The following is a 26,533-nucleotide window of genomic DNA, read 5'->3' on the forward strand; positions in this document are numbered from 1 at the left end:
AAATGAGTGCGGAAGGTATATTTTTTTTCTTACCTAATCGTTACTTTTCTAAAAAGATAAAGATTTTCAAAAGAAGAGGAGTGAATGTATGGTTTTGAAAAGTTTTCGTTTTTTTAGAGTTTTTATAGATGAGGTATTTTGCATTTTATGTGGACAAAAAATTGTAAGTTCTGGATTATATAATCACAAATCTCATTTTACGGGTATGTATTTTTATCCAAATAAACAAGGTCAGAATGCTTTAATTTATGTTTTGTTTTTTTTCTGAAATATCAGATAAAATATTATAGAGGAAAAACTTTCAAAGTGTCTATTGAACTAAGAAAAGAGTAAACTATGAGCCGTTTTTCGGTAATAAATTTGACGCAAGCAGCAGTGGATCGTGTTAAAGCGATTATGGATGCAAAAGATGCACAGGGTATTCTTGTTGGTATCAAAAAAGGTGGTTGTGCAGGGATGGAGTATACAATTACTCTTGTCAAAGAAAAGGGGATAGATGCGGATGTTGTTGAAGTGAATGGTGCCCGTGTTTTTGTAGCACATGATGCGGTATTATTTTTATTAGGGACGCAGATGGATTATGAAGTGACAACGCTGCGGTCTGGTTTTATCTTTAAAAATCCTAATCAAGTTTCAGCATGCGGGTGTGGAGAATCGGTGGAACTTCGTCCTGCTACGCAGGATCAATATAAAACAAATTGAGCTGAGCTAAATTATAATTTAGTAATTTTAGAGGGGCTTGTTCTTTTAGGTAGAAGAAATCTACTATTTTTTATTGTTCATTTTTAGCTTGCTTCCAAAGTGCTTCCATTTCATTCAAGGATGCGTCAGTGAGTGTTTTAGATTGAGTGGATAGCTTTTCTTCAATATAGGCGAAACGATTTCGAAATTTTATATTCGTTTTTTTTAATGCTTTTTGTGAATCAATCGCTAAGTGGCGCGCGAGGTTAAGGAGTATAAAGTAGAGATCTCCAAACTCTGCTTCTATCTCTGAGTTTTGTTTATTTTTGATGGCTTCTTTGAGCTCTTCGAGTTCTTCTTCTATTTTTTCAAAAACTTTATCACTTTTTTGCCAATCAAAACCTACTTTAGCTGCTGCTTCTTGTAAAGCAAGTGCCTCTTGGTTTGCTGGCTGGATTTGTTTTACTTTTGCGAGTATGCTTGTGGAGGAATTGTTGTTTTTTTCTTCGCACATTCTTTTTTGTTCAACCTGTTCTCTTTTTTTTATATATTCCCACTCCTCTTTTATAAATCCTCGTTTTTTTTGCTCGGCATTTCCAAAAACATGAGGATGGCGTCGAATCATTTTTTCCGTGATTGCATAAACAACATCTTCAAAAGTAAAGCTGCCTTCTTCTTGTGCTATGGTAGCATGATAGACAACTTGTAAAAGAAGATCCCCAAGTTCTTCACAGAGATCCTTTCGATTCTTTCGTTCAATGGCATCGATGACTTCGTAAACTTCTTCGAGCATATAGGGTATGAGGGATTCAAAAGTTTGTTTTTTATGCCAGATACAACCATTATCAGAGTTTCGTAATGCAGTGATAATTGCAGTGAGATCTTTGATATCTTTTGAGGCTAACATTTTGCACTTCCTTTGTAAGTAATAGAGCTTATGTTAGATGTCCCAACGCCTATGTAACCACATCCATTGTCCAGGATATTCACGGACCCAAGATTCAACAATATCATTTAATTTTTGCGTAGAAGCAGCTATATCGATATCATTTTTTTCATCACGTGGAAGTTCTACATGTTCATATAACTCTAAACGATGACGTCCACTAGGCAAACGAATACAACGTGCTGGATAAATATCACAGTCATATTGTCGAGCAAGTTTTATAATTAAGGGGTTTGTTTTAAGAGGTCTGTTAAAAAATGTTCCCATGATACCGCGGCGAAATTTTTGATCAACGAGCATACCAACATTTTCACCTTCTTCTAATTTGGCTGCTAATGCCCATGCTGCTCCGGCCTTGGAGGGAACAAGGTGTCCCATAGAAGTTTGTCGTGCTTTAAGGATTCGTTTGGCAACATAGGGATTATTGGGTGGTCTAAATAATACCGTAACATTAAGATCAAAACTTTGTGCACAAATAGGCAGAAGTTCAAAATTTCCAGTATGTGCGGTGAAAAAAATATGTGGTTTTTTTTCATTTTTTAATCGCTCAAATATTTCAATACCTTTAACCTCAATGAAACCTGGCTCATCTGCATGAGGATCAAAATCAAAAATTTTATCAAGAAAAATATATTCGGCTAGGAAACGTCCTATATTTTCCCACATTTCTATTGCAATCGCACGGAGTTCTTGCTCTGTTTTTTCTGGATATGCACTCCTAAGGTTTGCAAGTGTGATTTGATGACGATGTACAAGGGGACCAATTTTTTTTGCTAACCAAGCAAAAAAAGAAATTCCCATTTTGGCTGGAAAACATTTTAGAATAAATAAAGAACCAAAGAGCAGATATGCCCATAACAAGTAGGATATTTTTTTAGCTATAATTTTAATACGATATATGAGATTTTTAAGAGAAAGCTTCATCATGATTTAATCGATTTTAAGGATAATTTTACCAAAAACATCACGGCTCTCCATTCGTTTTAAAGCTGTATCAATTTCATCCAGCCCAACAATTGTATCAATGACAGGGTGTACGGCTTTTTGTGCCATTTTTTGCATGGCATTTTTCATATTTTCCATACGGCAGCCAAATGAACCGAATATCTTAAGCTGTTGCTGGAATAATTGCATGAGATTTATTGGTGCTGAAACACCAGAGGTAGAACCGCAAGTCACTAAACGTGCTCCTTTTTTCATACATAACAGAGAACCGTTCCATGTATCTACACCAACATGCTCAAAAACAACGTCAACACCTTTTTTTTGGGTTAATTTACGCACTACACCTTCAAAACGATCTTTACGATAATTAATCACATGATCTGCCCCAAGAGAGTGTGCTTTTGCAATTTTTTCATCTGAACCTACAGTTGTGATAACTGTACAGCCCATGTGTTTTGCAAGTTGAATGGCTGCAGAACCAATACCTGAACCACCAGCCTGTATCAGGATTGTTTCTCCTGCTTGTAGTTTTGCGTTATCGAAAAGCATATGTTCTACGGTACCAAAAGTAATTGGAGCAACTGCTGCTTGCAATTCATCACATTGGAGAGGGGCTGGAACTAATAAACGTGCTGGCAAATTGACAAGCTCACACGCAAATCCATCAAGGTGAAAACCGTAGACTCCCTTTACCTGACTGCAAAGATTATCCCGTCCTTCATGACAAGCTTGGCATACTCCGCAGGTTTGTGCACCATAAATTGAGACAATCTGTCCAAGTTGGAGATGTTCAACGCCATCTCCTATTTGTATAACCTCACCAGAGGCTTCTGCACCAATGATGAGTGGCATTTTTCTTTTCGCAAAAGCCATGCCACGCCATCCCCATACATCAATATGATTAAGAGCAACGGCTTTTATCCGCACAGTTACTTCACCTATACTAGGTGAAGATGGCGGGGAAATATTGGTGATTTCAAGCCGACGATCATCGAAGAGTTGCAGTGCACGCATTATCATCCCCCTTAAATATATTATTAGGTTAGCGTTATAAAATTTTATTATTAAAGGATTATCCTTTATATGCAGTGATAACAAGACTCATATTTTGACCACCAAATCCAAATGAGTTTGACAAAACCGCATTGACACAGGCCTTACGGCTATGATGAGGAACAACATCTAAAGGGATCGCAGGGTCAGGATTATCATAATTTATTGTCGGTGGAAGTATCCCCGATTGAATGGTTAAAAGCGAAAAAACCGCTTCTATTGCACCAGCAGCAGTTAATGTATGCCCAATCATTGATTTATTAGAAGAGACTGGAATATGCTTTAAAAGATCACCGAATACTGTTGATAATGCAAGATATTCCATTTTCTCATTTTCAGGTGTTGAAGTTCCGTGGGCATTAATATAATCAATTTCATTGATAGTTATTTTTGCATCGTCTAAAGCTTTGCGAACGGATTCAATTGCTGGTGATGCATCGGGTTTTGAACGTGTACGGTGAAAGTCATCAGCGGTTTCTCCACAGCCAGCTAAAATTCCTAAAACTATAGCATTACGGTTTAATGCGCTTTGAAGAGATTCAAGAACAAGAGCGCCTGAGCCTTCTGCCATAACAAAACCATCTCGATCACGGCTAAAGGGTTTTGCTGCTTTTTCTGGAGGCTCATTCTGAGTTGAAAGAGCAGATAGTAACGAAAAACGGATGAGAGATTCTGCTGAAACTGATCCATCTGTCGCAATTATAAGAGCTCGATTTGTTTCTCCCCGTCTAATAGACTCAACACCTAATTGAATTGCTGTTGCACCAGATGCACAGGCAGTGGAAAGTGTAACAGGAAGTCCTTTTGTGCCAAATGTTTTTTGAAGTTTTTCTGCAATTGCACCAAATTGTGTGGCTTCAAAAAGCGTCTCATGGAGTTTATCCTTACAGACTTTAAGAAGATGTGCATAAGAAGGCTCATTATTGAATTCTTCCTCTTGATCAAGACTAAAACGTGCTTTCCATTCAAGTTCAACAGGAGGAGCAGCTAGAAAGAGTGGTCCATTAAATTTTTTTTTATCAATAGCAGCTTGTTCTAAAGCTTCTTCAGCAGAAAGATGTGCAAGCTTCTCAGAGAGAGCTGAAGCACCAAGTGTACTTTCTTTAAGAAAATCAATTGTTCCAGCAATATATGTATTTAATCCCTCAACGGGAAAACGTGTTATTTTGTGGATACCACTTACACCACTTGTTAATTTTTGCCAATTTTCATGTTTCCCTTGTCCCAGTGATGTGACAATGCCTGCACCAGTTATTGCTACAAGTGGACGCCCAAAATGATCATGATATTTCACTATAGAAATTCCCCTTCAAACAGCTGTAAGACGCACAATACCTTCAGCTCTTTTTATACCAATAGTTGTAACAAATATTTCACGTACTTCTTTAGAAAAAGGTTTTTCATGAGGACTTAACGCTGGAAAACAATGTTTTTTTTCAATTGAAAGTGCTGCAAGAGCTAGAGCTAGAGGAAATTGTGCTTCCCTCATATAACCAAATAATGTTGTAATGCCACGATAAGATAGATCAGCATTATCAAGAGCATTTTGTTCTGCTTTTGTTGCTTCGTGAGCTCCTGAGGCTGCTGAAATGGCTAAGGCAGATTTAGCGCCAGCAGTTTTTAACATTGTTGCAATTGACTCTCTAAGTGGAATTTTGGTTCTATCTGTTTGGTCTGTAATAATTTGGTTAATTTCAGCATAAGCACGTGCGTTGCGTTTTTTGGCATGTTCTCCACTTTCAATAACTAGGAAGATACCACCAGAACCGGCTATGATACCGCCGCCGGGGTGGATTTCACGATCCCACACTGGGCTCCATCCATTATGGGTTAAAAGACCACCAAGCTCATGCGCCAACAACATATCATAACTTTGTGCATTATAGGAACTTCCTACAAGAGCATGGGTGCTTTGACCTGATTTAATACGAGCTACAGCAATTTGAAGTGCAGAAAGACCACTGCCTTCTTCTCCCATAAATGTACGAGATGATCCAGTGACTTTATGAACAATTGAAATGTTTCCTGCCAAAAGGTTTGAAAGTTGTGCCAAAAATAATGTTGGGCGAAGTTCAGTTGAAAGAGCAACATTTAACATAGAGGCATGATCGGCAACTGCGCGCGCTTTAGAAAGAATCTGTGTATCAACAGTAATATCACGTTCTCCCCCACTTGCAGCTACGATCATATCCATTGTTGAAGTGAGTTGTTCATTATTTTTCATGCCGGCATCATCAAGAGCAAGACCAGCCGCATAGGTACCAAGACGCTGCCATGTTCCCATTTGCCGTTGATCACTTTTTTTAGGAATTTGTAAACTCCAATCAATTTCGGGCAATTTATGAACCGTGTAGGGTGAAAAAGTTGTATAATCTAGGTTTGGTGTACGGATTGGATCATTTAAGAGATTCCAATGTTGATCAGTTCCTTCCCCCAGAGAGCTTATGAGACCTATACCAGTGATGAATACAGATTGATCATGCATGGCGAAAAAACTACTCCGCCTGTTTTAAGGCAACGAGATTATCAATTTTTGCACAAAGGTTTTTAAGAACAAAGTATTCTTCTGTTGCAACGGTACCTTCGTTGACTTCTTGTGTCCATTGTTCTAGAGGAACTTTTATTCCGAAAGCTTTATCAATAGCGAAAACAATATCAAGAAAATCAAGACTGTCGATTCCTAGATCGTCAATTGTATGACTTTCAGGTGTAATTGTATTGCGATCAATTTCACTGATTTCTGCAATGATATCAGCAACTTTATCAAACGTGGAAGGCAATGTACGGATTCCTTATTATAGAGTTAGTAAATTCAAAATACATTTAATATTGTTCTTCTAGCCTTTTTTCTCTTTTAAAAAAAGACTTAATCCAGAATATAGCTGTCTTTATCTATAGAGAAAAGAGGTTTACAGTACATGAAATACTATATCTCAATATTTAAAAAACTTTGAAATTTTATTACGCATTTATTTTACGAGACTATTTTTTCTATTGGCAGCAAGGACAGCAAGGGCTGTTATATTAACAACTCCCCGGGAAGTTACTGAAGGTGTTAAGATATGGGCGGGACGTGCTGCCCCGATTAGAATAGGACCAACATGGAGTGCATTTGTGAGGCTTTTAACAGTGTTGAGCGTGATATTGGCTGAATCAAGTGTTGGAAAGACAAGCAAATTAGCTTCACTTTTAAGACGAGAATTAGGAAAAACACGATCACGAAAAACTTTGGAAAGGGCAGCATCAGCATGCATTTCACCATCTGCTTCTAAATCAGGGTGTAATTTGGCAAGAATTTCTGTTGCACGTCGCATTTTACGCGCACTTTCTGTGTTTTTAGAACCAAAGTTTGAGTGTGATAATAAGGCTGCTTTTGGTGTTATTCCAAATGCTTCAACTTCTTGAGCTGCCAACACAGTCATTTCAGCGATTTCTTCTGCAGAAGGATTTTCATTGACGTAAGTATCTGTAAGGAAAAGAGTACGTTGTTGAGAGATAAGCAAACTCATAGCAGAAAAACGGTGAACATTAGGATCAAGACCGATAATTTGTTCAATCAATTCAAGTTGGCGTTCAAAGCGTCCTTCTAAGCCGCAAATCATTGCATCTGCTTCTTCACGCATAACGGCAAGGGCAGCAATAGCCGTTGTTGATGTTCTCACTACTGTTTTTGCCATTTCAGGCGTAACACCACGCCTTCCTGTATAATGAAAAAATAAATTAACATAATCACGAAAACGTGGATCATCTTCAGGGTTTGTTAATTCAAAATCTATACCGGGACGAATTCTTAAACCAAAGCGTTTTAATCTTGCTTCTACGACATGTGGACGGCCGATAAGGAGGGGCGTTGCTGTTTGTTCTTCAATGACAACTTGTGCTGCACGAAGGACGCGTTCATCTTCACCATTGGCATAGATGACGCGTTTACGTTTTGCTGTTTTTGCTGCAGCAAAAACAGGTTTCATTGTTAAACCAGAAAGAAAGACAAACCGATTGAGGATATCATAGTAGGCTTCCATATCTTCAATGGGACGAATGGCGACACCTGTTGCCATTGCTGCTTTAGCAACAGCGGGAGCAATACGCAGTATTAAACGCGGATCAAAAGGAGAGGGGATCAGATAGTCTGGTCCAAAATTGGGTGGTTCTTTTGAGTATGCACGTGCTACAACATCTGAAGTTTCTTCACGTGCAAGGGCAGCAATCGCATGAACAGCGGCCATTTTCATTTCTTCATTAATTGCACTAGCACCTACGTCTAATGCACCACGGAAGATATAGGGAAAACAAAGGACATTATTAACTTGATTGGGATAATCAGAGCGTCCTGTGCAGATCATTGCATCTGGTCGTATAGAGCGTGCTTCTTCAGGCATAATTTCTGGTACTGGATTAGCTAGCGCTAAAATGAGTGGATTTTGAGCCATTCTTTTAAGATATTCAGGCTTTAAAACACCACCCGCAGATAGGCCTAGAAAAATATCCGCATCATCAATAATATCAGATAAAGTTCGTGCGTCCGTTTTTTGTGCGTAATTGATTTTCCAACGATCCATAAGGGTCTTGCGACCTTCATAAACAACTCCCTCTAAGTCACTAAGCCAAATATTTTCAACTTTTGCCCCAAGACGAACCAAAAGATTAAGGCAAGCGAGGGCAGCAGCACCTGCACCTGAGGTAACTATTTTTGCATTTTCAATTTTTTTTCCTGAAAGATTTAAGGCATTTAATACAGCAGCAGAAACAATAATGGCAGTTCCATGTTGGTCATCATGAAAAACTGGAATTTTCATTTTAGCACGAAGCTTTTCTTCGATTTCAAAACATTCAGGAGCCTTAATGTCTTCAAGATTAATACCACCAAATGTAGGTTCTAAGGTCGATATTGTTTGTACCATTTGTTCTATATCGGATGCATCAATTTCAATATCAAAAACATCAATATTCGCAAATTTTTTAAATAAAACGGCCTTGCCTTCCATAACTGGCTTGGAAGCGAGTGGACCAATGTTTCCTAAACCAAGAACAGCAGTTCCATTGGATATAACAGCGACTAAATTAGCACGGGAGGTATATTGAGCAGCAAGATTGGGATCTTCATGAATCGCAAGACATGGTGCTGCAACGCCTGGAGAATAAGCAAGAGCTAAATCACGTTGATTATCAAGAGGTTTTGTTGCTTGTATTTCCAATTTTCCAGGTTTTGGGTGTTGGTGATAAAAAAGTGCGGCACTGTCAAGTTCAGCTTTTGGTGAACTGAAATCACTATTTCGTTCTCTAGACATTTTTATGATATCCAAGTTAGCGTATGTGTATATGAGATGTTCCATCTACGATAAGGTTTTGTCCACTAATAGATCCTCATTTCTCTGAATATCAAAATGCATGAGTATGAGAAAACTCTTCTGGATCGTAAAACCAGTTTGATGATTCTTTTTGTTTGTGCACAATGAATAATTTCATTGATAGCAGCACGATTAGCTTTTTCTTTCCTTAATAAAACGCGTAAAAATTGATTAGTCTACAAACAAATAAAATATTACTAATGATTACATTACCAAGCCATTATTTTTTTTGCAATGCTTACAAATTAAGGAAAAAAAAGAAGAGTGTTTTCTATTAACTTCATCTTCTTTATTTAAATTTCTATAGGGAGATAGAAGAAATTTTAAATAACAATTTGCAATTTATAAATTGTTTTTGCAGCTATTTAAAAGGAAACTGGAACTTTAAAAATGAAAGTCATTTTGTTTATTATTCAATTGAACTCTTAATAATGCGAGCTGTATATTTTTAATATACTTACAAATCTGTGTTTTAATAAACGAAAAGTATATCCGAAACAGCTGTAATTGCATGTTTTATACCTAAAGTTCATATATTCCGTATAATGCGTTACTTTATAATTTATAATGAATCATCTCGTATGTTGAATAGAAAATTTGAATACAATAAGCTTCTTTTATTTCAAATTCACCTAATATAATAAAAAAACATTTACTTACATAATTCAAACGAGAGTAATATGTGGATAAAAACATTAAAAAAATAAATAGAAGTGTTTCTATAAGCTATTTTAATACAAAAGCATGAATTTTTTTCACAATTAATAAAAATAATTATTACCGATTTTGTACCTTTATGAAACTATGAAAAATAAAGAAGTTAAGAAAAAGATAAGGAAATAGAAAACATGCTTTATCATTCTTAGAATGATATGTTGTTTGATAAGCCATTACGCTTCTTTAGGGTTATTGCTTAGGATATCAAAGAAAACTCGCATGCCAATTATCCCAACCCTTGAAGTACAAAGCTACAGTTGAAAGAAAAGTACTCTATGATAAGCCATTAAAACAACTGGAGAGAGAGAGAAAGTGGAAAAAATATTTTTTCCACTTTTCTTATTTGTTATTGGATTCGACCACTTGCATGAGCAAGCATAGTGTAAACTTTTCCGGTATCTGATATCAAGTACTTGCGAACTGAGTTGGAAGAGCCAGAACTGCGCGATATATCACGTAAGAGCTTTTCGAAATCTGTAACATATTGATTCACTGAACGTTTAAACCCAAAATCGCTCATATATTTTTTCTTAATCATTTCAAATATTTTTTGTCCATTTAAGGTATAAAGGCGTTCTGTTACGATGTTTTTTTGTCCACGTTGATAATGATCCCATAGCTCAACAATGGCATTGTGATTAATAGCTTGCACTATACCAGAAGCTAATGAATTAAGAGAGCAGTTTGCAGGAGATGGTTTTGTTTGCACTGATGTTAAAACATCATCACTAGGGGGAGCATCATAAAATGTTTCTTCACGTGAAGCTCTTTCTAAGAGATTTGATACCCATTTATTTGGTCTTTTTTTGCTTTGATCTTGTTGCAAGATAGGCTTAGGTGGCACAATCTTTTTAACAGACTCAGTGGAACTGTCACTTTTTTGATTAAATATTGATGATGTAGGAAATGCTGATATTAGCTGTTTTTGTACGCTCTTTTGATCATTTTGTATAACACTGACTAAATCTTGTAACGCTGTAATCTGTTCATTCAAAGCTGTGCGAATTGTTTGCGTTGTTTCTTTTGTTTTTTCTGGAAGTTTTTTTACATTTTCATTGATATCATTATTAATCTTTGAAAGCTCTAAACGAACTTCATCAGCGGAGCGACGTATATCTTCTGCTGCTTCTGAAAAACGCGTTGATGCTTCACTAACAAGCTTATTAAGTGATTGTTGGAATGAATTTGTAGAATTACGCGCATTCTTATCAGAGCGTTCAAGTGCTAAGTTGAAGATTTTTTCATAATGCCCAATCATTTGATTAATTTCATGAGACTTTGAAACAAGAGCATCGCTTAATACAGAAAGCGTATTATGTTTTTCTTCAAGTGTTGCACTAAGTGAATTTTCAGACTGTTCAAGAACATGAATAGTTTGGGAAAGTGTCTTTGCATGTTCACCAAAACTGCTCGTTATATGATTAATTTGTTCAAAGGTACTCTTTGAAAGTCCTTGCAGAATTTCAACATTAGTATTGAGCGCTTGATTTGAGGCTGACAAACGCTCTGCTACTTGGTCCGTGTTGCGGAAAAAATTATTCGTACTCTCATTAAACTGCCCATCAATATTTTGAACAGCCGATAATAAAACATTACTATTTTCGTGAAAATTGTGAATTGATTGATTCAACTGTGTTAAGATGGATGAGACATTATTAACAAGTTCTTCCTTCATAATCGTTATTGTTTGAAGTGTTTCAGAGTTGGCTTTGGTTAAGCTATTCACTAAAGATTCATTATGTGCATAAATTCTTTGTTCAGCATCTTGTGTGGAAAGAGAGAGTTGTTCACCGATATGCTGTGTTAAAGAATCAATTGATTCTGTCGTATTTTGCGCTGCTTGATTTAAGTGATTTGTAAGCTCTGTTATTTTTCCAACATGTTGTGAAATTTGTGTTGTTGTTTGATTTCCAGCATCTTCCAGACGGCTCGTGACATCAGAGAGCTGATATCCTAAATTATTTTTAAGATTTTGCATAGAGTGATGAAGAACATCACAGCGTTCATTAAGGACTTGCTCTATTGCTGTTGTTGATGTGTGAATAGTTTCATTCAATAATGCTTGTGCATTATGACTGGCTGTTGCGAAAGCTTCAACAGTATGCGCTGTTTGTTCAGACAGAACGGACAGAACTTTTTCACTGGTATCATAAACAGTTTTTTTGACATTTGATACAATGCGATTGCCTGATTCTGAGAGAATATTTTCTGCTTGTGCAGTAACATTTGTAACAGATGAAAGAATTTGTTCACTCGTAGAAGAAAGAATATCAGAAGCTTTTATAATCTTATTATGCAGGTTATCTGTAACTGTATTAACAGAGTCTTCTAAGGTTACACGCATATTGTCAACACTACTTTCCAGCGCTTGTTGAATTATCTGACTTTGCTCATTATTAAGAATGAGAGACGTTTTTAACGTGTCAGAACGTTCCTCAATAACAGATGTTTGCATATCAATGGCTTCACAGATTTGGCTGAATTTTTCAGATAATGTTTCCTCTAGCGTTGTTGTTCGTTCAAAAATTTTGTGTGCACGATCTTCTAGATCTGTATCAAATGATTCCATACGTGTTTCAAGGGTTTCAAAGAAAACACCACTCGATTGAGAAAGAGTATTCTTTAAAATTTCGGCATGGTTTTCAAGGTTTCTGATATGATCTTGAACCGTTTCAGTAATGTTTTTATTATTGGCGACAATTGCACTCTCAACTAAATCTATTTGTTGTTTCAATGCAACATCGACACGTATATCACTTTTTGCAATGAGGTTATGGATTGTTTCCATGCGTTGCTCAAGTGTGCGTGCTTGATCGGCAAGAACTTCATTGAGAGAAAAACTATTAATCGCTAAAGAGTCGCGCAGAGCATCGGCACGGATATCAATATTTCTCGCCTGTGCTTCTAAAGCATCTTGGGTTGTATTGCAGCTTTGTACAATGACATCTTGTAGCTTTTCAGTGCATTGAATGATGTTTGTAATATGATTTTCAGCTTGTTTATCAACGACTTGAACATTATCAGCCAAAACTTTTTCAATATGAGAAGTATTTTGGGACAAAACATCAATTTGATTTCTTAATGTATCCGCAATTTTATTTTTCTCGTTATCGAGCATGTCTGCCATAAGAGCTCGTTGATCAGAAAGTTGTACTTTAAAATCTTGTGAACGTTCTTGTATGATATCAACAATGGCATTGTCGACATATTGAATTTCTTCTCTCAGACTTTCTTTACTTTTATCAATTGCAGAAAGAATGGCTTCACGTCCATTTGTAAATGCATGGGTAATGTCTGCTGTTTTTTCTTGGAGGTTCTCATTTATTTTCAAGACATGAGCTTCCAAGAAATTACCAAGTTTTTCAGCATTATCCTCTAAAGCCTGACTGCGTTCTATAAAGGAATCAATGATGGAATCACTATGTTCTTTAAGAGAAAGATCAACAGTTGCTAAACGTTGTTCAAAGGCTCCAATTGCTTGCGAGGTTACGTTATCAAATTTAGAAGAGAGTTTATGTGCTTGGTCGTCGAGCTTTAAGATCTTCTCATCAAAATTCTGTAGAGATTGATTATTACGATCAATAAGAGCTTTATCCAAGGCTTTAAACTTTTCATCGACAGCGTGCAAAGTTTGATCTGTTACTGCTTGTATATGTGTTGCAATTTTAGCAACATGTACTTCCGCTTTTTCAGCTGTTTCATTAAAGGTTTTTTCTATTTGTTTTTCATTATGATCAAATCGTTTTGCAAAACCATCAAAGTTTTTTCCTAATTCATGAAAAAATTCCGTGTTTTTCTGCTGAATTTGTGTTGTTGTTTTGTTAAATTTTTCAACAAGTTGATTTGTTACGCCATCACCGGCATGGGAAAGTTTTTCAACAAGGTCTTCACCTTGTTTTTGTAAAGTTTGAGAAAGGGTTTGTGCAAGCTTTTCAACATTGGTCACAATGTTAGAGGTAACCAAACCAAATTCATCACTCAGTTGTTCTTGGGTTCCTTTAATTGTTGATTGTACGCGATCTGCGTGATTCAAAATGGCTATGCGTTCATTACTCAATTCTTTGATTAATGTGTGAATGCGTGATTCATTCTCAGCATAGGCTTGTTCTAGATTGTGAACTTCACCTTGTATGATTGCTTCAAGTTCAACAGCACGTCCGAGGGTACGTTCAATACCTTCGTTCATTGCCGCTACTTCTTCACGAATGGTTTGCCCTATAGCAATAGCTTGTTTTTCAGATAGATGTTGTGGTTCACTAAGGCGCTGTGCAGCATTGGTCATAAGAAGCGCAATATTATGCAAGTCGTTTGAACGTTTTGTTAATTGAGCAACGCCCCAAGATATAAGGATAGGAATTGCTGTTCCGGCTGCTACAGCAAGTCCTGTTGGGGATGTAACAAAAGTGCTGATATTGGATAAGGAGCTGAGTCCGGTAGGTGCGAGCTTATGCGCAATAAAAGCTCCTCCCGTTGCCCATAAAGCACTAAGCGCTGTTGTATACCAGTAGACTCGAGAGGAAGAACGCTGCTTGAATGGTCCAAAATTTACAGGGGTTGTTATATCATCATTTGCAGGAAGAAGTTTTGTAGGCAATAATGTATTACGAACAGTTCCACCTGAAATATCAGGTGAAGGTTTTGGAGCAAAAAGCTGTTCAACAACGGATTTATCAATAACAGCTTCATCATGAATATTAGAAACAAAAGTTGACGTACCGTTTTCAGCAAAAAATTCTTCTTCTGCCATTGCAATTTTTTGAATCAGATCATCGACATTAACAACATTTTCAGAATTATTGGATGATATCGTTTCAAATCCTGTGTCATCGAAATCAAAGTTCATAGCTTTTGTGAGGGCTTCTTCAACTTCAACTTCAAATGTTTGCAATTTGGTTCTGCGTGCCATACTCGCCTCGTACTCTTACAGCCGGAAAAGGGATACGTCCTCTTCCACATAATTTCTATATACTAGCTGTTAATTATTTAGAAAGGAATATGCTTAGGGAAAAATTTTAAAAACTTATCAAGATAAAGTTAACGCAGTTTCTTATACCCTGTTTAAAAATGTTATAAAATATAGTAAAAACAATTTATTATTTAAATCTAACAAAAACAAAAATACTGTTTACAACTTGTGTTTATAAAAAGCTTTATAAGCCGGCAGTCTTTGAAATAAGGACAATTTAATAGCAGTTATATATACAGTAAGGTGCGAACGCTTCTCTTTAATACCGATAATCGTTAATAAATGTTGTTGTCCGCTTACTTTTATTGATTCTAAACGAAGCAGTTTCATCATCACATATAGTCTGTAATAGCTTAGCACGTATAAAAGTATGCCTTTGAATTGTAAGCTCATAAAAAAGTAAACGTGGAAAAATTTTTAATTTAGTATAGCTTTTCGTAAGCTGTACTTTATTATTGCCTTAAAGAGCCGTTTTTTCTCTAATTTCAGTTGTTTGTTGCTGAATTTTGAAGCTTCTACGTTGACAATTGGATATTTTTCAGTCGATATGCATGCACGAATATTTTATGCAATCTAGATAAAGGTGTAAGAATAATGGCAGAGCGATCACAACACCTACAAGATGTGTTTTTAAATACGGTGCGTAAGCAAAAAATTTCCCTTACAATTTTTCTTGTCAATGGCGTTAAACTCACGGGTATTGTAACTTCATTTGATAATTTTTGTGTTCTTTTACGCCGAGATGGACACGCGCAATTGGTTTATAAGCATGCTATTTCTACGATTATGCCTGGGCAGCCTGTACAGATGTTTGAGGGTGAAAGTCCTGAGTAAACATATCATTTTAAGATAGACCTCTTATCCCATTTTAAAAGTACTTAGATTGCTATGATAAATGAAAATGAGAGATTAGGAGGGGTATTTGCGCAGAACACAGGACAGGTGCGCGCACTTGTTTTGATACCGTTTTTTCAAGAAAATAGAAGTGAAAGCTCTTTGAGAGAGTGTTCTGTATCTTCTCGTGTTAAAGAGTCATTAGGGTTAGCGCGTGCTATAGGGTTAGAAGTTGTTAATTATGAAACGATTAATATTGCAACGCCTCGCTCTGCGACTCTCTTTGGAAAAGGTAAAGTAGATGCGTTAACCTGTTATATAGATGAATATTCTATTGAGCTTGCGATTGTAGATCACTTTTTAACGCCAGTACAGCAGCGTAATTTAGAAAAATTATGGAATTGTAAAGTTATCGATAGAACGGCTTTGATTCTTGAAATTTTTGGGGATCGTGCACGAACAAAAGAAGGAGTTTTGCAAGTAGAGTTAGCGCGTTTGTCCTATCAAAAAGGGAGGCTTGTGCGTAGTTGGACACACTTGGAAAGGCAACGGGGAGGGCGTGGCTTCCTAGGTGGACCTGGTGAGACGCAAATTGAAGCAGACAGGCGTCTTTTACAAGAGAAAATTATTCGTATTCGCCGCGAATTAGAAACGGTTATTAAAACACGTGCACTTCATAGAGCACAAAGGAAAAAAACATCTTATCCTGTTGTGGCACTGGTAGGATATACGAATACAGGAAAGTCAACTCTCTTTAACCGTTTAAGCGGTGCAGATGTTTTAGCAAAAAATATGTTATTTGCAACGCTTGATCCGACTTTGCGCAAAGTTGTCCTTCCCCATGGAAAAACTATTCTTTTGTCTGATACTGTAGGGTTTATTTCTAATTTGCCAACAAATTTGATTGCAGCTTTTAGAGCAACCCTTGAAGAAGTGGTTGAAGCGGATCTCATTCTTCATGTAAGAGATATGTCAGATCTTGATCATCGAGCACATGCTCAAGATGTTTTAGAAGTGCTTTCAAGTCTCGATATCGATATTGATGATATGGAGCATATCATAGAAGTTTGGAACAAGATTGATATGTTGGATGGGCAAGCATTGAGTGTTTTACAAACAAGCGCAAAAACACGATTAAATCCTGCTCTCATGGTATCAGCACTTAAAGGGGATGGACTTGATCAATTATTAAGAGCCATTGAAGTGCGAATTTTTGGAGAGGTGCAAAGCATTGAATATCTTTTACAGCCTCATGAAATGTCGCTTATCGATTGGTTTTATGAAAACTCTGCGGAAATAGTGCAAGAAGGACATGATGATGGGTCTATTACCATTAGAGCCGTTATTACTTCTGAAGCAAAAAAGCAATTAGAGAATATCAAAAAAAATATGAATTAAGTTCTTTAAAGCTATTGTTGAACATTTATGCTTAAATTTTATGTTTTTCTTATCTCAAAATAATATGACAGCAAATTAAGAGGATAGTTACTACTTTCTCTTAATAAAACAATATGAAGAAGTATTTTGCTGGTTAAAATAAAGATGAGTCTTAAGTGTAATAAAAGACTATTCGTACGTACCGTATGGCGAAGCATTTTGATTGTTTTGCTATTACAAATGCTATGTGTATCTTTGATTTGGTTGTATTATTTTGTCCAGCCCCGTGGTTACCAAGCAACTTTAGTATTTTCATTATCTGATTCTGTAGGAAAACCATTACCAATTAAAAAGCAAGACGATGTTATCGCTTTTTTGTTTTCACAGCCTATGTTCTTCAATGATTCGAATTTTTCTTTAAGTGCTTCTTATAAGAAAAAAAATCATGAAAATATCCATTTATCGCGTCATGGTGATTTTATCGATCTTACTTTTGAAGCCGAGACACTTGAAGCAGCTCAACGTGGTTTGGAAATTTGGTTTTCCGCATTTTCACAAGCAATCATAAAACAGAAACAATTTTTGTTAAATGATAAATTAGAAGACAAACAATATGATAATACTGCAATCGTTAATATCGTGCAGGAATTTCGTAAATCTGTTGATTCTTTTATTCAGCATGGTGTAAAACAAACAGAGCTTCATGATCTTTCGATGCAATTAACGCAAGCAACTTTAAAGCGTATTCATTTAACAAGTTTGAATTCAACAATTAATATGATGCGTGAAAATGGGCAGTCTTTACTGTCTTTATCGTTTATTGCAGGCAATTCAGCAATTGTTTCTCTGGAATCTAAACGTGACCTCTTGGAAACACAAAGAGCACATATGGCTGCGCAATTGGGGTGGACACATCCTCAAATTAAAGCGATGACTGCAGAATTAGAGACAGTTTCTCATCAATTAAAAAATAAAATTTTACAAATCGTTTATCAAGTTCATTCAGATGAGGTTATTGCAACGGAATTAGAAAAACAGCTCAAAAAAAGAATGAACTTTTTTGTAAAAGATCAATCCCAATCTTTGAATGAAATATTTAACGAGTTTGAAAATAAAATAAAAGCAGCAGTCGATGCACAAAATGAAGCGATGAGCAAGTCTGCTCAACGAAGAGAAAAAAATATTGATTCATATCGGAGATTGAGTGATGATCCTCTTCTCTTACAAAATGCAAATATCCACGTGGTTATGCCAACAACGTTAGCACCAATTTCTTTTATGGCTCTTTATGGAAAAAATATTCTTGTGAGTGCATTGGCCAGCTTCCTTACTCTTTTGCTAGGAATATTGTTATTTTATCCGTGCTTTAAAAGCAAAAAAGACCAACTTTCAGAAGAGGATTTGATATCAAAAGAAAATGCTCTTAAGAAGAATGAGAGTATTTTAGTCTCTCAAGAAATGAAAAATTTTGAAGCTTTTATTACGATAGAGGGATTATCTGATGTTTTGAAATGGCGTGCTTCAACCATTGTTTCAATCATTGGACCAGAGGCAGCACGGACAGCGGCAAAGCTTTCACTTCATCTCACAAAAGAGAATAAAACAATTTTGTTGGTCGATATTTCTGGTCAACAAATAGAGAAAGTCATTGGCCCACATCGCGGACTGAGTGATATTTTAACGGGCAATGCCAAGTTGCATGATGTTATTTACCGTGATTATGATACGGGGGTTGATATTCTTCCTCAGGGGTTAACAAGTGCTATTTCTGCACAAGATTTTTCAAATGATATTTCTCATATATTACAAGAATTTAAAAAAGAATATGATTTTATCATCCTAGAGATGGCAAGTGAACCAAAATATGGATTTGAGCAATTTGCAGAGCTAACAGACTATTATATTTGTAATACTGTTCTTAATGAACAAGAATGGATGATGCGGATGGTAGACAGCTTTCCAAAGACTGTTTATCGCATTGTTGCATCATAAGCTTCGTAAAAAAAGAAATATGTATCGCATGTTATAGTGGTATGCTTGTTTTTTGCTAAAGTTGTAGTACATACTAAAATAGACAAAGAGTTAATGTTTAAATTTTAAAATGCATTTTAGTTGGAGAGAAGCGTGGGGCAATCAGAGATGGCAGTAAAGAGATTAAACAATAGCATTTTAACATCTGTGCAAAAGAAAAATAGAAAACAAATACAGGTGTGGCTTTACTCTATTTTATTGCTTTGTTTGGCAATTGTCTTAGTGGGTGGCGCTACTCGTTTGACGGGATCAGGATTATCTATAACGGAATGGAAGCCAATACATGGCGTTATTCCACCGATTGGTGCGGATCAATGGCAAGAGGAATTTTTAAAATATCAACAGATAGCACAGTATAAGCTGCTTAATCCTGATATGACTTTAAGTGCTTTTAAGGTCATTTTTTGGTGGGAATGGGCGCATCGTTTTCTTGGGCGTCTTGTTGGTCTTGTTGCTTTATTGGGGCTCATTTGGTTTTGGGCGACTAAGCGTGTTGAAAAAAATATCTTACTTCCGCTTATTGTCGTGCCTATTCTTATCGCCTTTCAAGGCTTTATTGGTTGGTGGATGGTTGCTTCAGGGATTGGGCAAAGTAATTTAACAAGTGTGAGCCAATATCGTTTGGCATTTCATCTTATAACGGCATGTTTTGTTATTGTTTTTGTTACTTATTTATCTCGAGGACTTGCAGAATACTCAGAAAAGCCAGCAAATCAAAAGGTGCAATATTTTGCGGCTTGGCTTGTTATTCTCGTCTTGATAGAGATTTATTTCGGAGCTTTGGTTGCAGGGCTTCATGCTGGAAAAGTCTATAATACATGGCCGCTTATGGATGGGCAGATTATTCCTGATGGATTGTTGCAACATCATCCTGTTTGGCTCAATTTATTCGAAAATTCCTTAATGGTTCAATTTATTCATCGGTTTTTTTCTTATTTTTTATTTATTGTCTCAGTTGTTCATGCTTTCTACGTACAAAAAAATGTTCCACATTCAACCCATTCTCGTCGTGCATTTCTTATCTGTGTTATGATTATTATCCAAGCACTCTTGGGTATCTTAACACTGTTACATGAGGTTCCGATAAGTTTAGGGCTCATTCATCAAAGTATGGCACTAGCAGTGTTATGTTTTGCGGTTGCGCACTGGCGAGCAACAAAAGGGGCATATCGCGTTGTTGAATAAAAGTTTGTGTTTAAGGAGGTTTAGTCGCTTGAAAGCATTAAATCGAGGTTTTGTATAGCCGCAGCTGATGCGCCTTTTCCTAAATTATCGAATATGGCGCTGAGATTAAAAATACCTTCACGATCATTTCCAAATACGAACAGTTTCATATCATCTTTATTGGCTAAACACTCTGGATTAAGTCTTTGAAGTGAAGCAGTTTCTTCTTGTGATGCAACTAAAATGGTATTTTGTCCATCGTAATGGTTTGCGAGAATTTCGCGCAAATCAGAACAGTTTGCTGATTTTGTGAATAAATGGCGGTGCAGAGGAAGATTCACAATCATTCCCTGAGAAAAACGACCCACACTTGGTATAAAAAGTGGGGTTTGATTGATTTGTCCATAGATTTTGATTTCTGGCACATGTTTGTGTTCAAGATTAAGACCATAGATAAAATAATTGTCCTGAATATTTTGTTGAGATTGATTTTCCATTTGTAAAATCAACTGTTTCCCACCACCAGTATAGCCGGAGATTGCATTAATCGAGATGGGATAATAGGCGTCTAGTAGTCCTGCTTCACGGAGGGGGCGAATCAAACTAATGGCCCCGGTAGGGTAGCATCCGGGATTGGTTACATAATGTGCAGCTTGGATGCGCTTTCTTTGTCCTGCTGTCATTTCAGGAAAACCGTAAACCCAGTCTGGTGCAACACGGTGGGCTGTCGAGCTATCAATAATCCTAATGTTTTTATTTTTTTTAAGCCAATGAACTGTTTCGCGTGCAGCATCATCTGGAAGACACAAAATAGCAATATCGGCTTGATTAAGATAGTCTTGTCGCAGATGAACATTATGGCGATCTTTATGAGCTAGAGAGAGTAGTTTTAAATCTGTACGCCTTTCTAAGCGTTTTTGTATTTGTAGTCCGGTTGTGCCATGTTCACCATCAATAAAAACTTTGGTTAGCATTCTTATTTGCCTTCGTATTAACTTTGCCTATTATATTCAGCTTTTCACATTATAAATTATTTCTAATCATTAAATTATTGAATTTCTTTAAATTATAGATATTTTTTGTAAAAGGTGTAAACAAATTAAGAGTGTAAAAAAAAGAAATGTAATCTCATTTTTTACCATTCTTGAGAGGGAAGTTTTTCGCTGTTTTTATAACAAAGAATAAGATAAATATTTGCTTCATTATTTTTGAGTGTAAGTGGTTTAAAATGTTTGGTTTGCATGGTTTGCTGTGTTATCGTTTCTTGACTTTATTTTTTTATGTTAGGAATGTGTTTTATGACTCAGCAAGAAAATGACGCACAAAAGCGCTTTTTTAATGATAGTTTACAAACTGTTGATGGTGCAATTTTTGATGCAATTAGAGGGGAGTTTGAGCGTCAACAACATGAAATTGAACTGATTGCTTCAGAGAACATTGTTTCAAGAGCGGTTCTTGAAGCGCAGGGGTCTGTTTTAACTAATAAGTATGCAGAAGGTTATCCAAGAAACCGCTACTATGGTGGATGTCAATTTGTTGATGTCGTTGAAGATTTAGCCATTGAAAGGGCAAAACAGCTTTTCGGTGCTGCTTTTGCGAATGTACAGCCTAATTCTGGTAGCCAAATGAATCAAGCTGTCTTTTTAGCTTTACTGAAGCCTAATGACACATTTATGGGATTAGATTTAAATGCTGGTGGTCACCTTACGCATGGTTCATCTGTTAATATGTCAGGAAAATGGTTTGATGTTGTTTCCTATGGTGTACGTAGAGAAGATCAGATTATTGATATGGATGAAGTTGAGCAGCTGGCAAAAGAGCGTAAGCCCAAACTTATTATAGCGGGTGGTTCATCTTATCCACGGCTATGGGACTGGAAGCGATTCCGTGAAATTGCAGATGAGATTGGTGCTCATCTACTCGTTGATATGTCTCATATTGCTGGTCTTGTTGCTGGTGGCGTGCATCCTTCACCTGTTCCACATGCGCATATTGTAACAACAACAACACATAAGTCGCTTCGAGGTCCTCGTGGTGGTTTAATATTGACAAATGATGAGGCTTTATCCAAAAAAATTAATTCTGCAATTTTTCCTGGTCTTCAGGGTGGTCCTTTAATGCATGTGATTGCCGCAAAGGCTGTTGCGTTTGAGGAGGCTTTGCGTCCCTCTTTCAAGAGTTACAGTGCCAATGTTGTCGCTAATGCGAAAACTTTAGCAAAAACATTACAGAGTAATGGTTTTAATATTGTTTCTGGTGGTACAGATAATCATTTGTTGTTGGTTGATTTACGTTCCAAAAATCTAACAGGTAAACGTGCTGAATTGGCTTTGGGACGCGCTCATATTACCTGCAATAAAAATGGTATTCCTTTTGATTCTGAAACGCCATCTATAACATCGGGAATTCGTTTGGGATCACCTGCTACCACAACGCGTGGTTTTTTAGAAAAAGAGTTTATTCAAGTTGGTCATCTGATTTCAGAAGTTCTTGATGGTCTTCGGAGCGCAAAAAGTGATGAAGATAATCATGCTGTTGAAATGGCTGTTGAGAAAAAGGTAAAAGATATAACGAATCAATTTCCTCTTTACTCTTATCTTAGCACTCGTTAAGGATACAAAGGATGCGCTGTCCTTACTGCCAATATGAGGATACACAGGTTAAAGACTCACGTCCAGCAGAAGAGGGGGCAGTGATTCGCCGCCGTCGTGTGTGTTCCGTTTGTGGTGGTCGTTTTACAACTTTTGAACGTGTTCAGTTGCGCGAGCTCTTGGTTGCTAAAAAAAGTGGACGATGTGAACCCTTCGATCGTGATAAGTTAATGCGATCAGTTGATGTGGCTGTACGTAAGCGCAATATTGATCCTGATCATATTGAACGAGCAATTTCTGGCATTGTACGTCAGCTTGAAAGTTTGGGAGAACCAGAGATTTCTTCAGAAAAAATTGGACGTCTTGTGATGGAAGCATTGAAAAGAATTGATGATATTGCTTATATTCGTTTTGCTTCTGTGTATCGAGATTTTCGTAATGCAAGCGATTTTCACGATGTTATAGATGAATTGTCAAAGGGTATCGCGGATACAGAATCTCGTTTTGATGAATAAAAAAGTGCAAGATGAACGGTTTATGGCTGCAGCTATTCGTTTAGCAGAACGTCATGTCGGTCTTACAGGTGGGAATCCTTCTGTTGGTACGTTAATTGTGCAAAACGATAATGGTGCGGGAGCTTTTATTGTTGGCTATGGCGTAACAGCTATTCATGGGAGTCCTCATGCGGAAGTGCAAGCTTTACACATGGCAGGTTCTTTGGCTCAAGGAGCGACTGCTTACGTTACTTTAGAACCTTGTGCGCATTATGGAAAAACTTCGCCATGTGTGAATGCACTTATTGATTCAGGTGTTTCTCGAGTTGTTGTTGCGCTGACTGATTGTGACAAGCGTGTTGATGGTCATGGTATTGCTCTTTTACGAGCGGCGGGTATTGAAGTGGTTGAGGGCATTTTAGCTGAAGAGGCTTTTGAATCCTTATGGACGCATTGGTGCATAAGGAAGATACAACGCTGTGCGGTTACTTTTAAAATGGCAATTTCTGCCGATAATGGTGTTGGAAAAAGAGAGAAGGGCAGCGTAAAAATTAGTGGAACACTTTCTCATGCCCATACGCATATTCTACGTGCTCAAAATAATGCTATCCTCGTTGGTATTGGTACTATATTAGCAGATGATCCACAACTCAATTGCCGCTTGCCAGGGATGGAGATGCGCTCACCAATTCGTATTATTTTGGATGCAGATTTATCTATCCCCCTTGATGCAAAAGTTGTCCAAACAGCCATAAAAATTCCTACATGGGTTATTTGTGATGTGGATCTTTCAAAGAAAAGCAAAAAAAATGCATTGGAGCAATATGGTGTGTCTGTTTATTCGGTCGAGATGAACAATGGTTGTGTAGAACCCTTTGCTCTTTTACAGATGCTTTATAAACATGGGATTAATAGTGTTTTATTGGAAGGGGGCGTCAAGACAGGGGAAAAATTTTTGAATGCTGGTTGTGTTGATCATTTGATATGTTTTCATACCCCCATTGTTTTAGGCAAAAATCGTATTGAAGCCCCTCATTTTGGAAATTATCTCTCGCAGTTTCATGAGATTGAGACAAGAATGTTTGGAAATGACCGTTTTTATAAATGGAGACGTAAGACATTATGTTCACAGGAATTATAACGGATATTGGTTGTGTTGAAGATGTTCAACCTTTAAAGCAGGGGATGCGTTTAAAGATTTCTACCCGCTATGCTATAGAAAGCTTAGCAATTGGCGCGTCAATTGCTTGTTCAGGAATTTGTCTGACAATTGTAGAACGAGGATTAAAACAAGAAGATTCCAATTGGTTTGTTGTCGAGGCGTGGGAAGAAACATTACGTTTAACGAATCTTGCACAATGGATAAAAGGAACTTTTGTTAATTTGGAACGTTCGCTTCGATTGGGTGATGAAATGGGAGGACATTTGGTTTCTGGTCATATTGATGGTTTGGCTGAAATCATTGATCAAAAAAATGAAGGGGATGCAATTCGTTTTTATTTAAAAGTTTCAAGACAATTTATGCCTTTCATTGTTAATAAGGGATCTATTGCTCTTAATGGGACATCTTTAACTGTTAATTGTGTTGAGGACTGTGTTTTTGATGTTCTTATTATTCGCCATACACTCGAAATGACAACGTGGGGACAAGCTAAAATTGGAGATCGGGTCAATTTGGAAATTGATCAACTTGCTCGTTATGCTGCAAAAATTTTAGCTTTAAAAAGAGAAGATGAATAAGCCAAAACTTTCTTGATCGTTTTCAGAATTTTATGCTTTATAACCCTGATTTTTTTGATTCGTTTTTTGTGGAATTCCATTATGATGAAAGAGATACGTAAAAAGCCTCACGTATTGATTGTTGAAGCACGTTTTTATGAGGGGATTTCTGATGCGCTTTTGAGAGGTGCAGTGAATACTTTGCAAAAAGCTGAAGCAAGTTATGATGTTGTAACGGTTCCTGGAGCATTAGAAATACCAAGTGCAATAGCTTTTGCTGAAAAAAATAAGATATCGTATGATGGTTATGTTGCTCTTGGTTGTGTTATTCGGGGTGAAACATATCACTTTGAAATTGTTGCTAATGATTCTTGTCGTGCATTGATGGATTTAACTGTTCATCAGCACTTGGCTATTGGAAATGGTATTTTGACTGTTGAAAATGAAGAACAAGCATGGGTGCGTGCAAAACTAGATGATAAAAATAAAGGTGGTTTTGCGGCTGAAGCTGCTTTATGTATGATCGCTCTAAAAAAGAGATTTGGAGATAATCGTTAAATATGGCTGATATAAAAAGCAGACATTTTCCGCGTTCAGCCAATAAACGTGGAGCAGCAAGACTCGCTGCAGTTCAAGCACTCTATCAAATGGATATCGTGGGTTCGGGGGTGTTGGAAACGGCAGCTGAGTATGAGGCTTATCGCTTGGGAAAAGATATTGATGGAGAGCAGTATCTTGAAGCTGATTTTCAATGGTTTTTGGCGATTATAACGGGTGTTGTAAAAGATCAAAAGCAGCTTGATCCTCTGCTTCATCAACAGCTTTCAGCAGAGTGGTCTCTTTCACGTCTTGATTCTATATTGCGAGCAATTTTACGAGCAGGTTTATGGGAGTTGATCAACCGTAAAGATGTCCCCGTTGCGGTTGTCATGAATGAATATGTTGACATAGCAAAGGCGTTTTTTGAAGGTGATGAACCAAAACTTGTTAATGCAGTTCTCGACAGTATGGCAAAAAAAGTTCGCCTCTAAGAGCTACAAATTCCCCTATTATTAGGTCTGATAGTATCAGACCTATAATATTGAAACGGTATGTAGACTATATGATTTAGTTATGGCGTGGCAAATTCGCAGGGCCTTTTATAATTTGAATTAAGAAAGGATGTTCTTTCGTTACAGTTGGCGTTGTTTGTGTAATAAAATCAAACACTTGACCATCTTGTAAACCGTAATTTGCAACTTTTGCAACCTGATTATTTTTATTGAAGTAAATGGCTAAAACTTTGCGATCAATAATCTTTGTTTTCATAAACTGCATCCCACGATAACGTGTCTGTGAGATGTAATAAAAAACTTCATTATCATATTTTGTTTTTAATGAAGGGGTCCCTAAAGTTAAAAGAACTTGCTCTTGACTTGAGCCAATAGAGATAGAACTTAAAGCATTTTTATCAAGAACATAGCCTTCTCTATAAATTTGGCTCGAACCTGAAGAATCAAGAAGACTACACCCAGCAAGAATTCCTATGCTTGCTATTGATAGACCAATTAATAATTTACGTTTGATTAAGGCTATTATGTGAGGCATTTGAAACAATGATATCTCCTTTTTATACTGAGATGTAGGACAAGAAGGCAACCTCAAGTTTTTTCTAATTTTAACTTAAT

General features: G+C 36.8%; 21 protein-coding genes. 11 read left to right on the forward strand and 10 right to left on the reverse strand.

Annotated elements, in window-relative coordinates:
• The first annotated feature begins 336 nt into the window (after positions 1-336).
• Positions 337-702: an iron-sulfur cluster assembly accessory protein gene (locus tag ACFILL_RS03005; protein ID WP_273791397.1), complete on the forward strand. Its 366-nt coding sequence runs from the start codon at positions 337-339 to the stop codon at positions 700-702.
• Positions 703-772: 70 nt separating this feature from the next.
• Here the strand turns inward: ACFILL_RS03005 and mazG are convergent, their stop codons facing one another.
• The 8 genes from mazG to ACFILL_RS03045 form a co-directional block, all read right to left on the reverse strand.
• Entirely contained in the window at positions 773-1,588 is an 816-nt protein-coding gene (gene mazG / locus ACFILL_RS03010; protein WP_375637474.1) for a nucleoside triphosphate pyrophosphohydrolase, read from the reverse strand.
• 33 nt (positions 1,589-1,621) lie between these two features.
• A complete protein-coding gene (locus ACFILL_RS03015; protein WP_273791402.1) occupies positions 1,622-2,551 on the reverse strand; it encodes a lipid A biosynthesis lauroyl acyltransferase in 930 nt (309 codons plus the stop codon).
• Positions 2,552-2,557: 6 nt separating this feature from the next.
• The gene (locus ACFILL_RS03020) at positions 2,558-3,586 is read right to left on the reverse strand and encodes a zinc-binding dehydrogenase (RefSeq protein WP_375631262.1); all 1,029 of its coding nucleotides are present in this window, start codon (positions 3,584-3,586) and stop codon (positions 2,558-2,560) included.
• A gap of 58 nt (positions 3,587-3,644) precedes the next feature.
• Complete coding sequence (locus ACFILL_RS03025) at positions 3,645-4,919, reverse strand: beta-ketoacyl-ACP synthase (RefSeq protein ID WP_375643180.1); 1,275 nt, start codon at positions 4,917-4,919, stop codon at positions 3,645-3,647.
• 15 nt (positions 4,920-4,934) lie between these two features.
• A complete protein-coding gene (locus ACFILL_RS03030; protein WP_375631264.1) occupies positions 4,935-6,110 on the reverse strand; it encodes a beta-ketoacyl-ACP synthase in 1,176 nt (391 codons plus the stop codon).
• A 10-nt stretch (positions 6,111-6,120) separates the two neighbouring features.
• Positions 6,121-6,405, reverse strand: coding sequence for an acyl carrier protein (locus ACFILL_RS03035; protein ID WP_375620202.1), 285 nt, complete (start codon positions 6,403-6,405; stop codon positions 6,121-6,123).
• A 189-nt stretch (positions 6,406-6,594) separates the two neighbouring features.
• Positions 6,595-8,913, reverse strand: a complete 2,319-nt coding sequence (locus ACFILL_RS03040) for an NADP-dependent malic enzyme (protein ID WP_375643179.1) — start codon at positions 8,911-8,913, stop codon at positions 6,595-6,597.
• A 1,123-nt stretch (positions 8,914-10,036) separates the two neighbouring features.
• Positions 10,037-14,596: a hypothetical protein gene (locus ACFILL_RS03045; protein ID WP_375643177.1), complete on the reverse strand. Its 4,560-nt coding sequence runs from the start codon at positions 14,594-14,596 to the stop codon at positions 10,037-10,039.
• Positions 14,597-15,250: 654 nt separating this feature from the next.
• Here ACFILL_RS03045 and hfq point away from each other — a divergent pair.
• The 4 genes from hfq to ACFILL_RS03065 all read left to right on the forward strand — a co-directional run bounded on the left by hfq (position 15,251) and on the right by ACFILL_RS03065 (position 20,083).
• On the forward strand, positions 15,251-15,490 hold the full coding sequence (gene hfq / locus ACFILL_RS03050; protein WP_005773461.1) for an RNA chaperone Hfq: 240 nt from the start codon (positions 15,251-15,253) through the stop codon (positions 15,488-15,490).
• Positions 15,491-15,544: 54 nt separating this feature from the next.
• Positions 15,545-16,888 carry a GTPase HflX gene (gene hflX / locus ACFILL_RS03055; RefSeq protein WP_375643176.1) on the forward strand — a complete coding sequence of 448 codons (1,344 nt, stop codon included), beginning with the start codon at positions 15,545-15,547 and terminating at the stop codon, positions 16,886-16,888.
• 144 nt (positions 16,889-17,032) lie between these two features.
• On the forward strand, positions 17,033-18,859 hold the full coding sequence (locus ACFILL_RS03060; RefSeq protein WP_375643174.1) for a hypothetical protein: 1,827 nt from the start codon (positions 17,033-17,035) through the stop codon (positions 18,857-18,859).
• 147 nt (positions 18,860-19,006) lie between these two features.
• The gene (locus tag ACFILL_RS03065) at positions 19,007-20,083 is read left to right on the forward strand and encodes a COX15/CtaA family protein (RefSeq protein ID WP_375643173.1); all 1,077 of its coding nucleotides are present in this window, start codon (positions 19,007-19,009) and stop codon (positions 20,081-20,083) included.
• A gap of 20 nt (positions 20,084-20,103) precedes the next feature.
• On the opposite strand, the gene argC is transcribed toward ACFILL_RS03065, so the two are convergent.
• Positions 20,104-21,036, reverse strand: a complete 933-nt coding sequence (gene argC, locus ACFILL_RS03070; RefSeq protein WP_273791387.1) for an N-acetyl-gamma-glutamyl-phosphate reductase — start codon at positions 21,034-21,036, stop codon at positions 20,104-20,106.
• A 324-nt stretch (positions 21,037-21,360) separates the two neighbouring features.
• Here argC and glyA point away from each other — a divergent pair, with 324 nt between their 5' ends.
• From glyA to nusB, 6 genes are all read left to right on the forward strand, one after another.
• A complete protein-coding gene (gene glyA, locus ACFILL_RS03075; protein WP_375631269.1) occupies positions 21,361-22,674 on the forward strand; it encodes a serine hydroxymethyltransferase in 1,314 nt (437 codons plus the stop codon).
• Between the two features lie 11 nt (positions 22,675-22,685).
• Positions 22,686-23,168: a transcriptional regulator NrdR gene (gene nrdR, locus ACFILL_RS03080; protein ID WP_273791385.1), complete on the forward strand. Its 483-nt coding sequence runs from the start codon at positions 22,686-22,688 to the stop codon at positions 23,166-23,168.
• Positions 23,161-24,288, forward strand: coding sequence for a bifunctional diaminohydroxyphosphoribosylaminopyrimidine deaminase/5-amino-6-(5-phosphoribosylamino)uracil reductase RibD (gene ribD, locus ACFILL_RS03085; RefSeq protein ID WP_273791384.1), 1,128 nt, complete (start codon positions 23,161-23,163; stop codon positions 24,286-24,288). The genes nrdR and ribD overlap by 8 nt, the downstream gene beginning before the upstream one ends.
• A complete protein-coding gene (locus ACFILL_RS03090; protein WP_375643171.1) occupies positions 24,270-24,887 on the forward strand; it encodes a riboflavin synthase in 618 nt (205 codons plus the stop codon). Before ribD ends, ACFILL_RS03090 begins: the two co-directional genes overlap by 19 nt.
• Positions 24,888-24,968: 81 nt before the next feature.
• Positions 24,969-25,424, forward strand: coding sequence for a 6,7-dimethyl-8-ribityllumazine synthase (locus ACFILL_RS03095; protein ID WP_273791382.1), 456 nt, complete (start codon positions 24,969-24,971; stop codon positions 25,422-25,424).
• Between the two features lie 2 nt (positions 25,425-25,426).
• On the forward strand, positions 25,427-25,897 hold the full coding sequence (nusB, locus tag ACFILL_RS03100) for a transcription antitermination factor NusB (protein ID WP_273791381.1): 471 nt from the start codon (positions 25,427-25,429) through the stop codon (positions 25,895-25,897).
• A gap of 76 nt (positions 25,898-25,973) precedes the next feature.
• Here the strand turns inward: nusB and ACFILL_RS03105 are convergent, their stop codons facing one another.
• Positions 25,974-26,453, reverse strand: coding sequence for an outer membrane protein assembly factor BamE (locus tag ACFILL_RS03105; protein WP_375643222.1), 480 nt, complete (start codon positions 26,451-26,453; stop codon positions 25,974-25,976).
• Positions 26,454-26,533: the final 80 nt, after the last annotated feature.

Origin of the sequence: Bartonella sp. AP20NXHL, assembly GCF_042196165.1 — a bacterium.
Classification (GTDB): Bacteria; Pseudomonadota; Alphaproteobacteria; order Rhizobiales; family Rhizobiaceae; genus Bartonella.

What these genes read in the sequence shown, in the direction of transcription:
- ACFILL_RS03030 (WP_375631264.1), bottom strand. Translation starts at nt 6,110, where the DNA reads ATGCATGATCAATCTGTATTCATCACTGGTATAGGTCTCATAAGCTCT.
- glyA (WP_375631269.1), top strand. Translation starts at nt 21,361, where the DNA reads ATGACTCAGCAAGAAAATGACGCACAAAAGCGCTTTTTTAATGATAGT.
- ACFILL_RS03015 (WP_273791402.1), bottom strand. Translation starts at nt 2,551, where the DNA reads ATGAAGCTTTCTCTTAAAAATCTCATATATCGTATTAAAATTATAGCT.
- ACFILL_RS03095 (WP_273791382.1), top strand. Translation starts at nt 24,969, where the DNA reads ATGATGAAAGAGATACGTAAAAAGCCTCACGTATTGATTGTTGAAGCA.
- hflX (WP_375643176.1), top strand. Translation starts at nt 15,545, where the DNA reads ATGATAAATGAAAATGAGAGATTAGGAGGGGTATTTGCGCAGAACACA.
- mazG (WP_375637474.1), bottom strand. Translation starts at nt 1,588, where the DNA reads ATGTTAGCCTCAAAAGATATCAAAGATCTCACTGCAATTATCACTGCA.
- ACFILL_RS03090 (WP_375643171.1), top strand. Translation starts at nt 24,270, where the DNA reads ATGTTCACAGGAATTATAACGGATATTGGTTGTGTTGAAGATGTTCAA.
- ACFILL_RS03060 (WP_375643174.1), top strand. Translation starts at nt 17,033, where the DNA reads ATGAGTCTTAAGTGTAATAAAAGACTATTCGTACGTACCGTATGGCGA.
- hfq (WP_005773461.1), top strand. Translation starts at nt 15,251, where the DNA reads ATGGCAGAGCGATCACAACACCTACAAGATGTGTTTTTAAATACGGTG.
- ribD (WP_273791384.1), top strand. Translation starts at nt 23,161, where the DNA reads ATGAATAAAAAAGTGCAAGATGAACGGTTTATGGCTGCAGCTATTCGT.
- ACFILL_RS03005 (WP_273791397.1), top strand. Translation starts at nt 337, where the DNA reads ATGAGCCGTTTTTCGGTAATAAATTTGACGCAAGCAGCAGTGGATCGT.
- nrdR (WP_273791385.1), top strand. Translation starts at nt 22,686, where the DNA reads ATGCGCTGTCCTTACTGCCAATATGAGGATACACAGGTTAAAGACTCA.
- ACFILL_RS03105 (WP_375643222.1), bottom strand. Translation starts at nt 26,453, where the DNA reads ATGCCTCACATAATAGCCTTAATCAAACGTAAATTATTAATTGGTCTA.
- ACFILL_RS03065 (WP_375643173.1), top strand. Translation starts at nt 19,007, where the DNA reads ATGGCAGTAAAGAGATTAAACAATAGCATTTTAACATCTGTGCAAAAG.
- nusB (WP_273791381.1), top strand. Translation starts at nt 25,427, where the DNA reads ATGGCTGATATAAAAAGCAGACATTTTCCGCGTTCAGCCAATAAACGT.
- ACFILL_RS03040 (WP_375643179.1), bottom strand. Translation starts at nt 8,913, where the DNA reads ATGTCTAGAGAACGAAATAGTGATTTCAGTTCACCAAAAGCTGAACTT.
- ACFILL_RS03020 (WP_375631262.1), bottom strand. Translation starts at nt 3,586, where the DNA reads ATGCGTGCACTGCAACTCTTCGATGATCGTCGGCTTGAAATCACCAAT.
- argC (WP_273791387.1), bottom strand. Translation starts at nt 21,036, where the DNA reads ATGCTAACCAAAGTTTTTATTGATGGTGAACATGGCACAACCGGACTA.
- ACFILL_RS03045 (WP_375643177.1), bottom strand. Translation starts at nt 14,596, where the DNA reads ATGGCACGCAGAACCAAATTGCAAACATTTGAAGTTGAAGTTGAAGAA.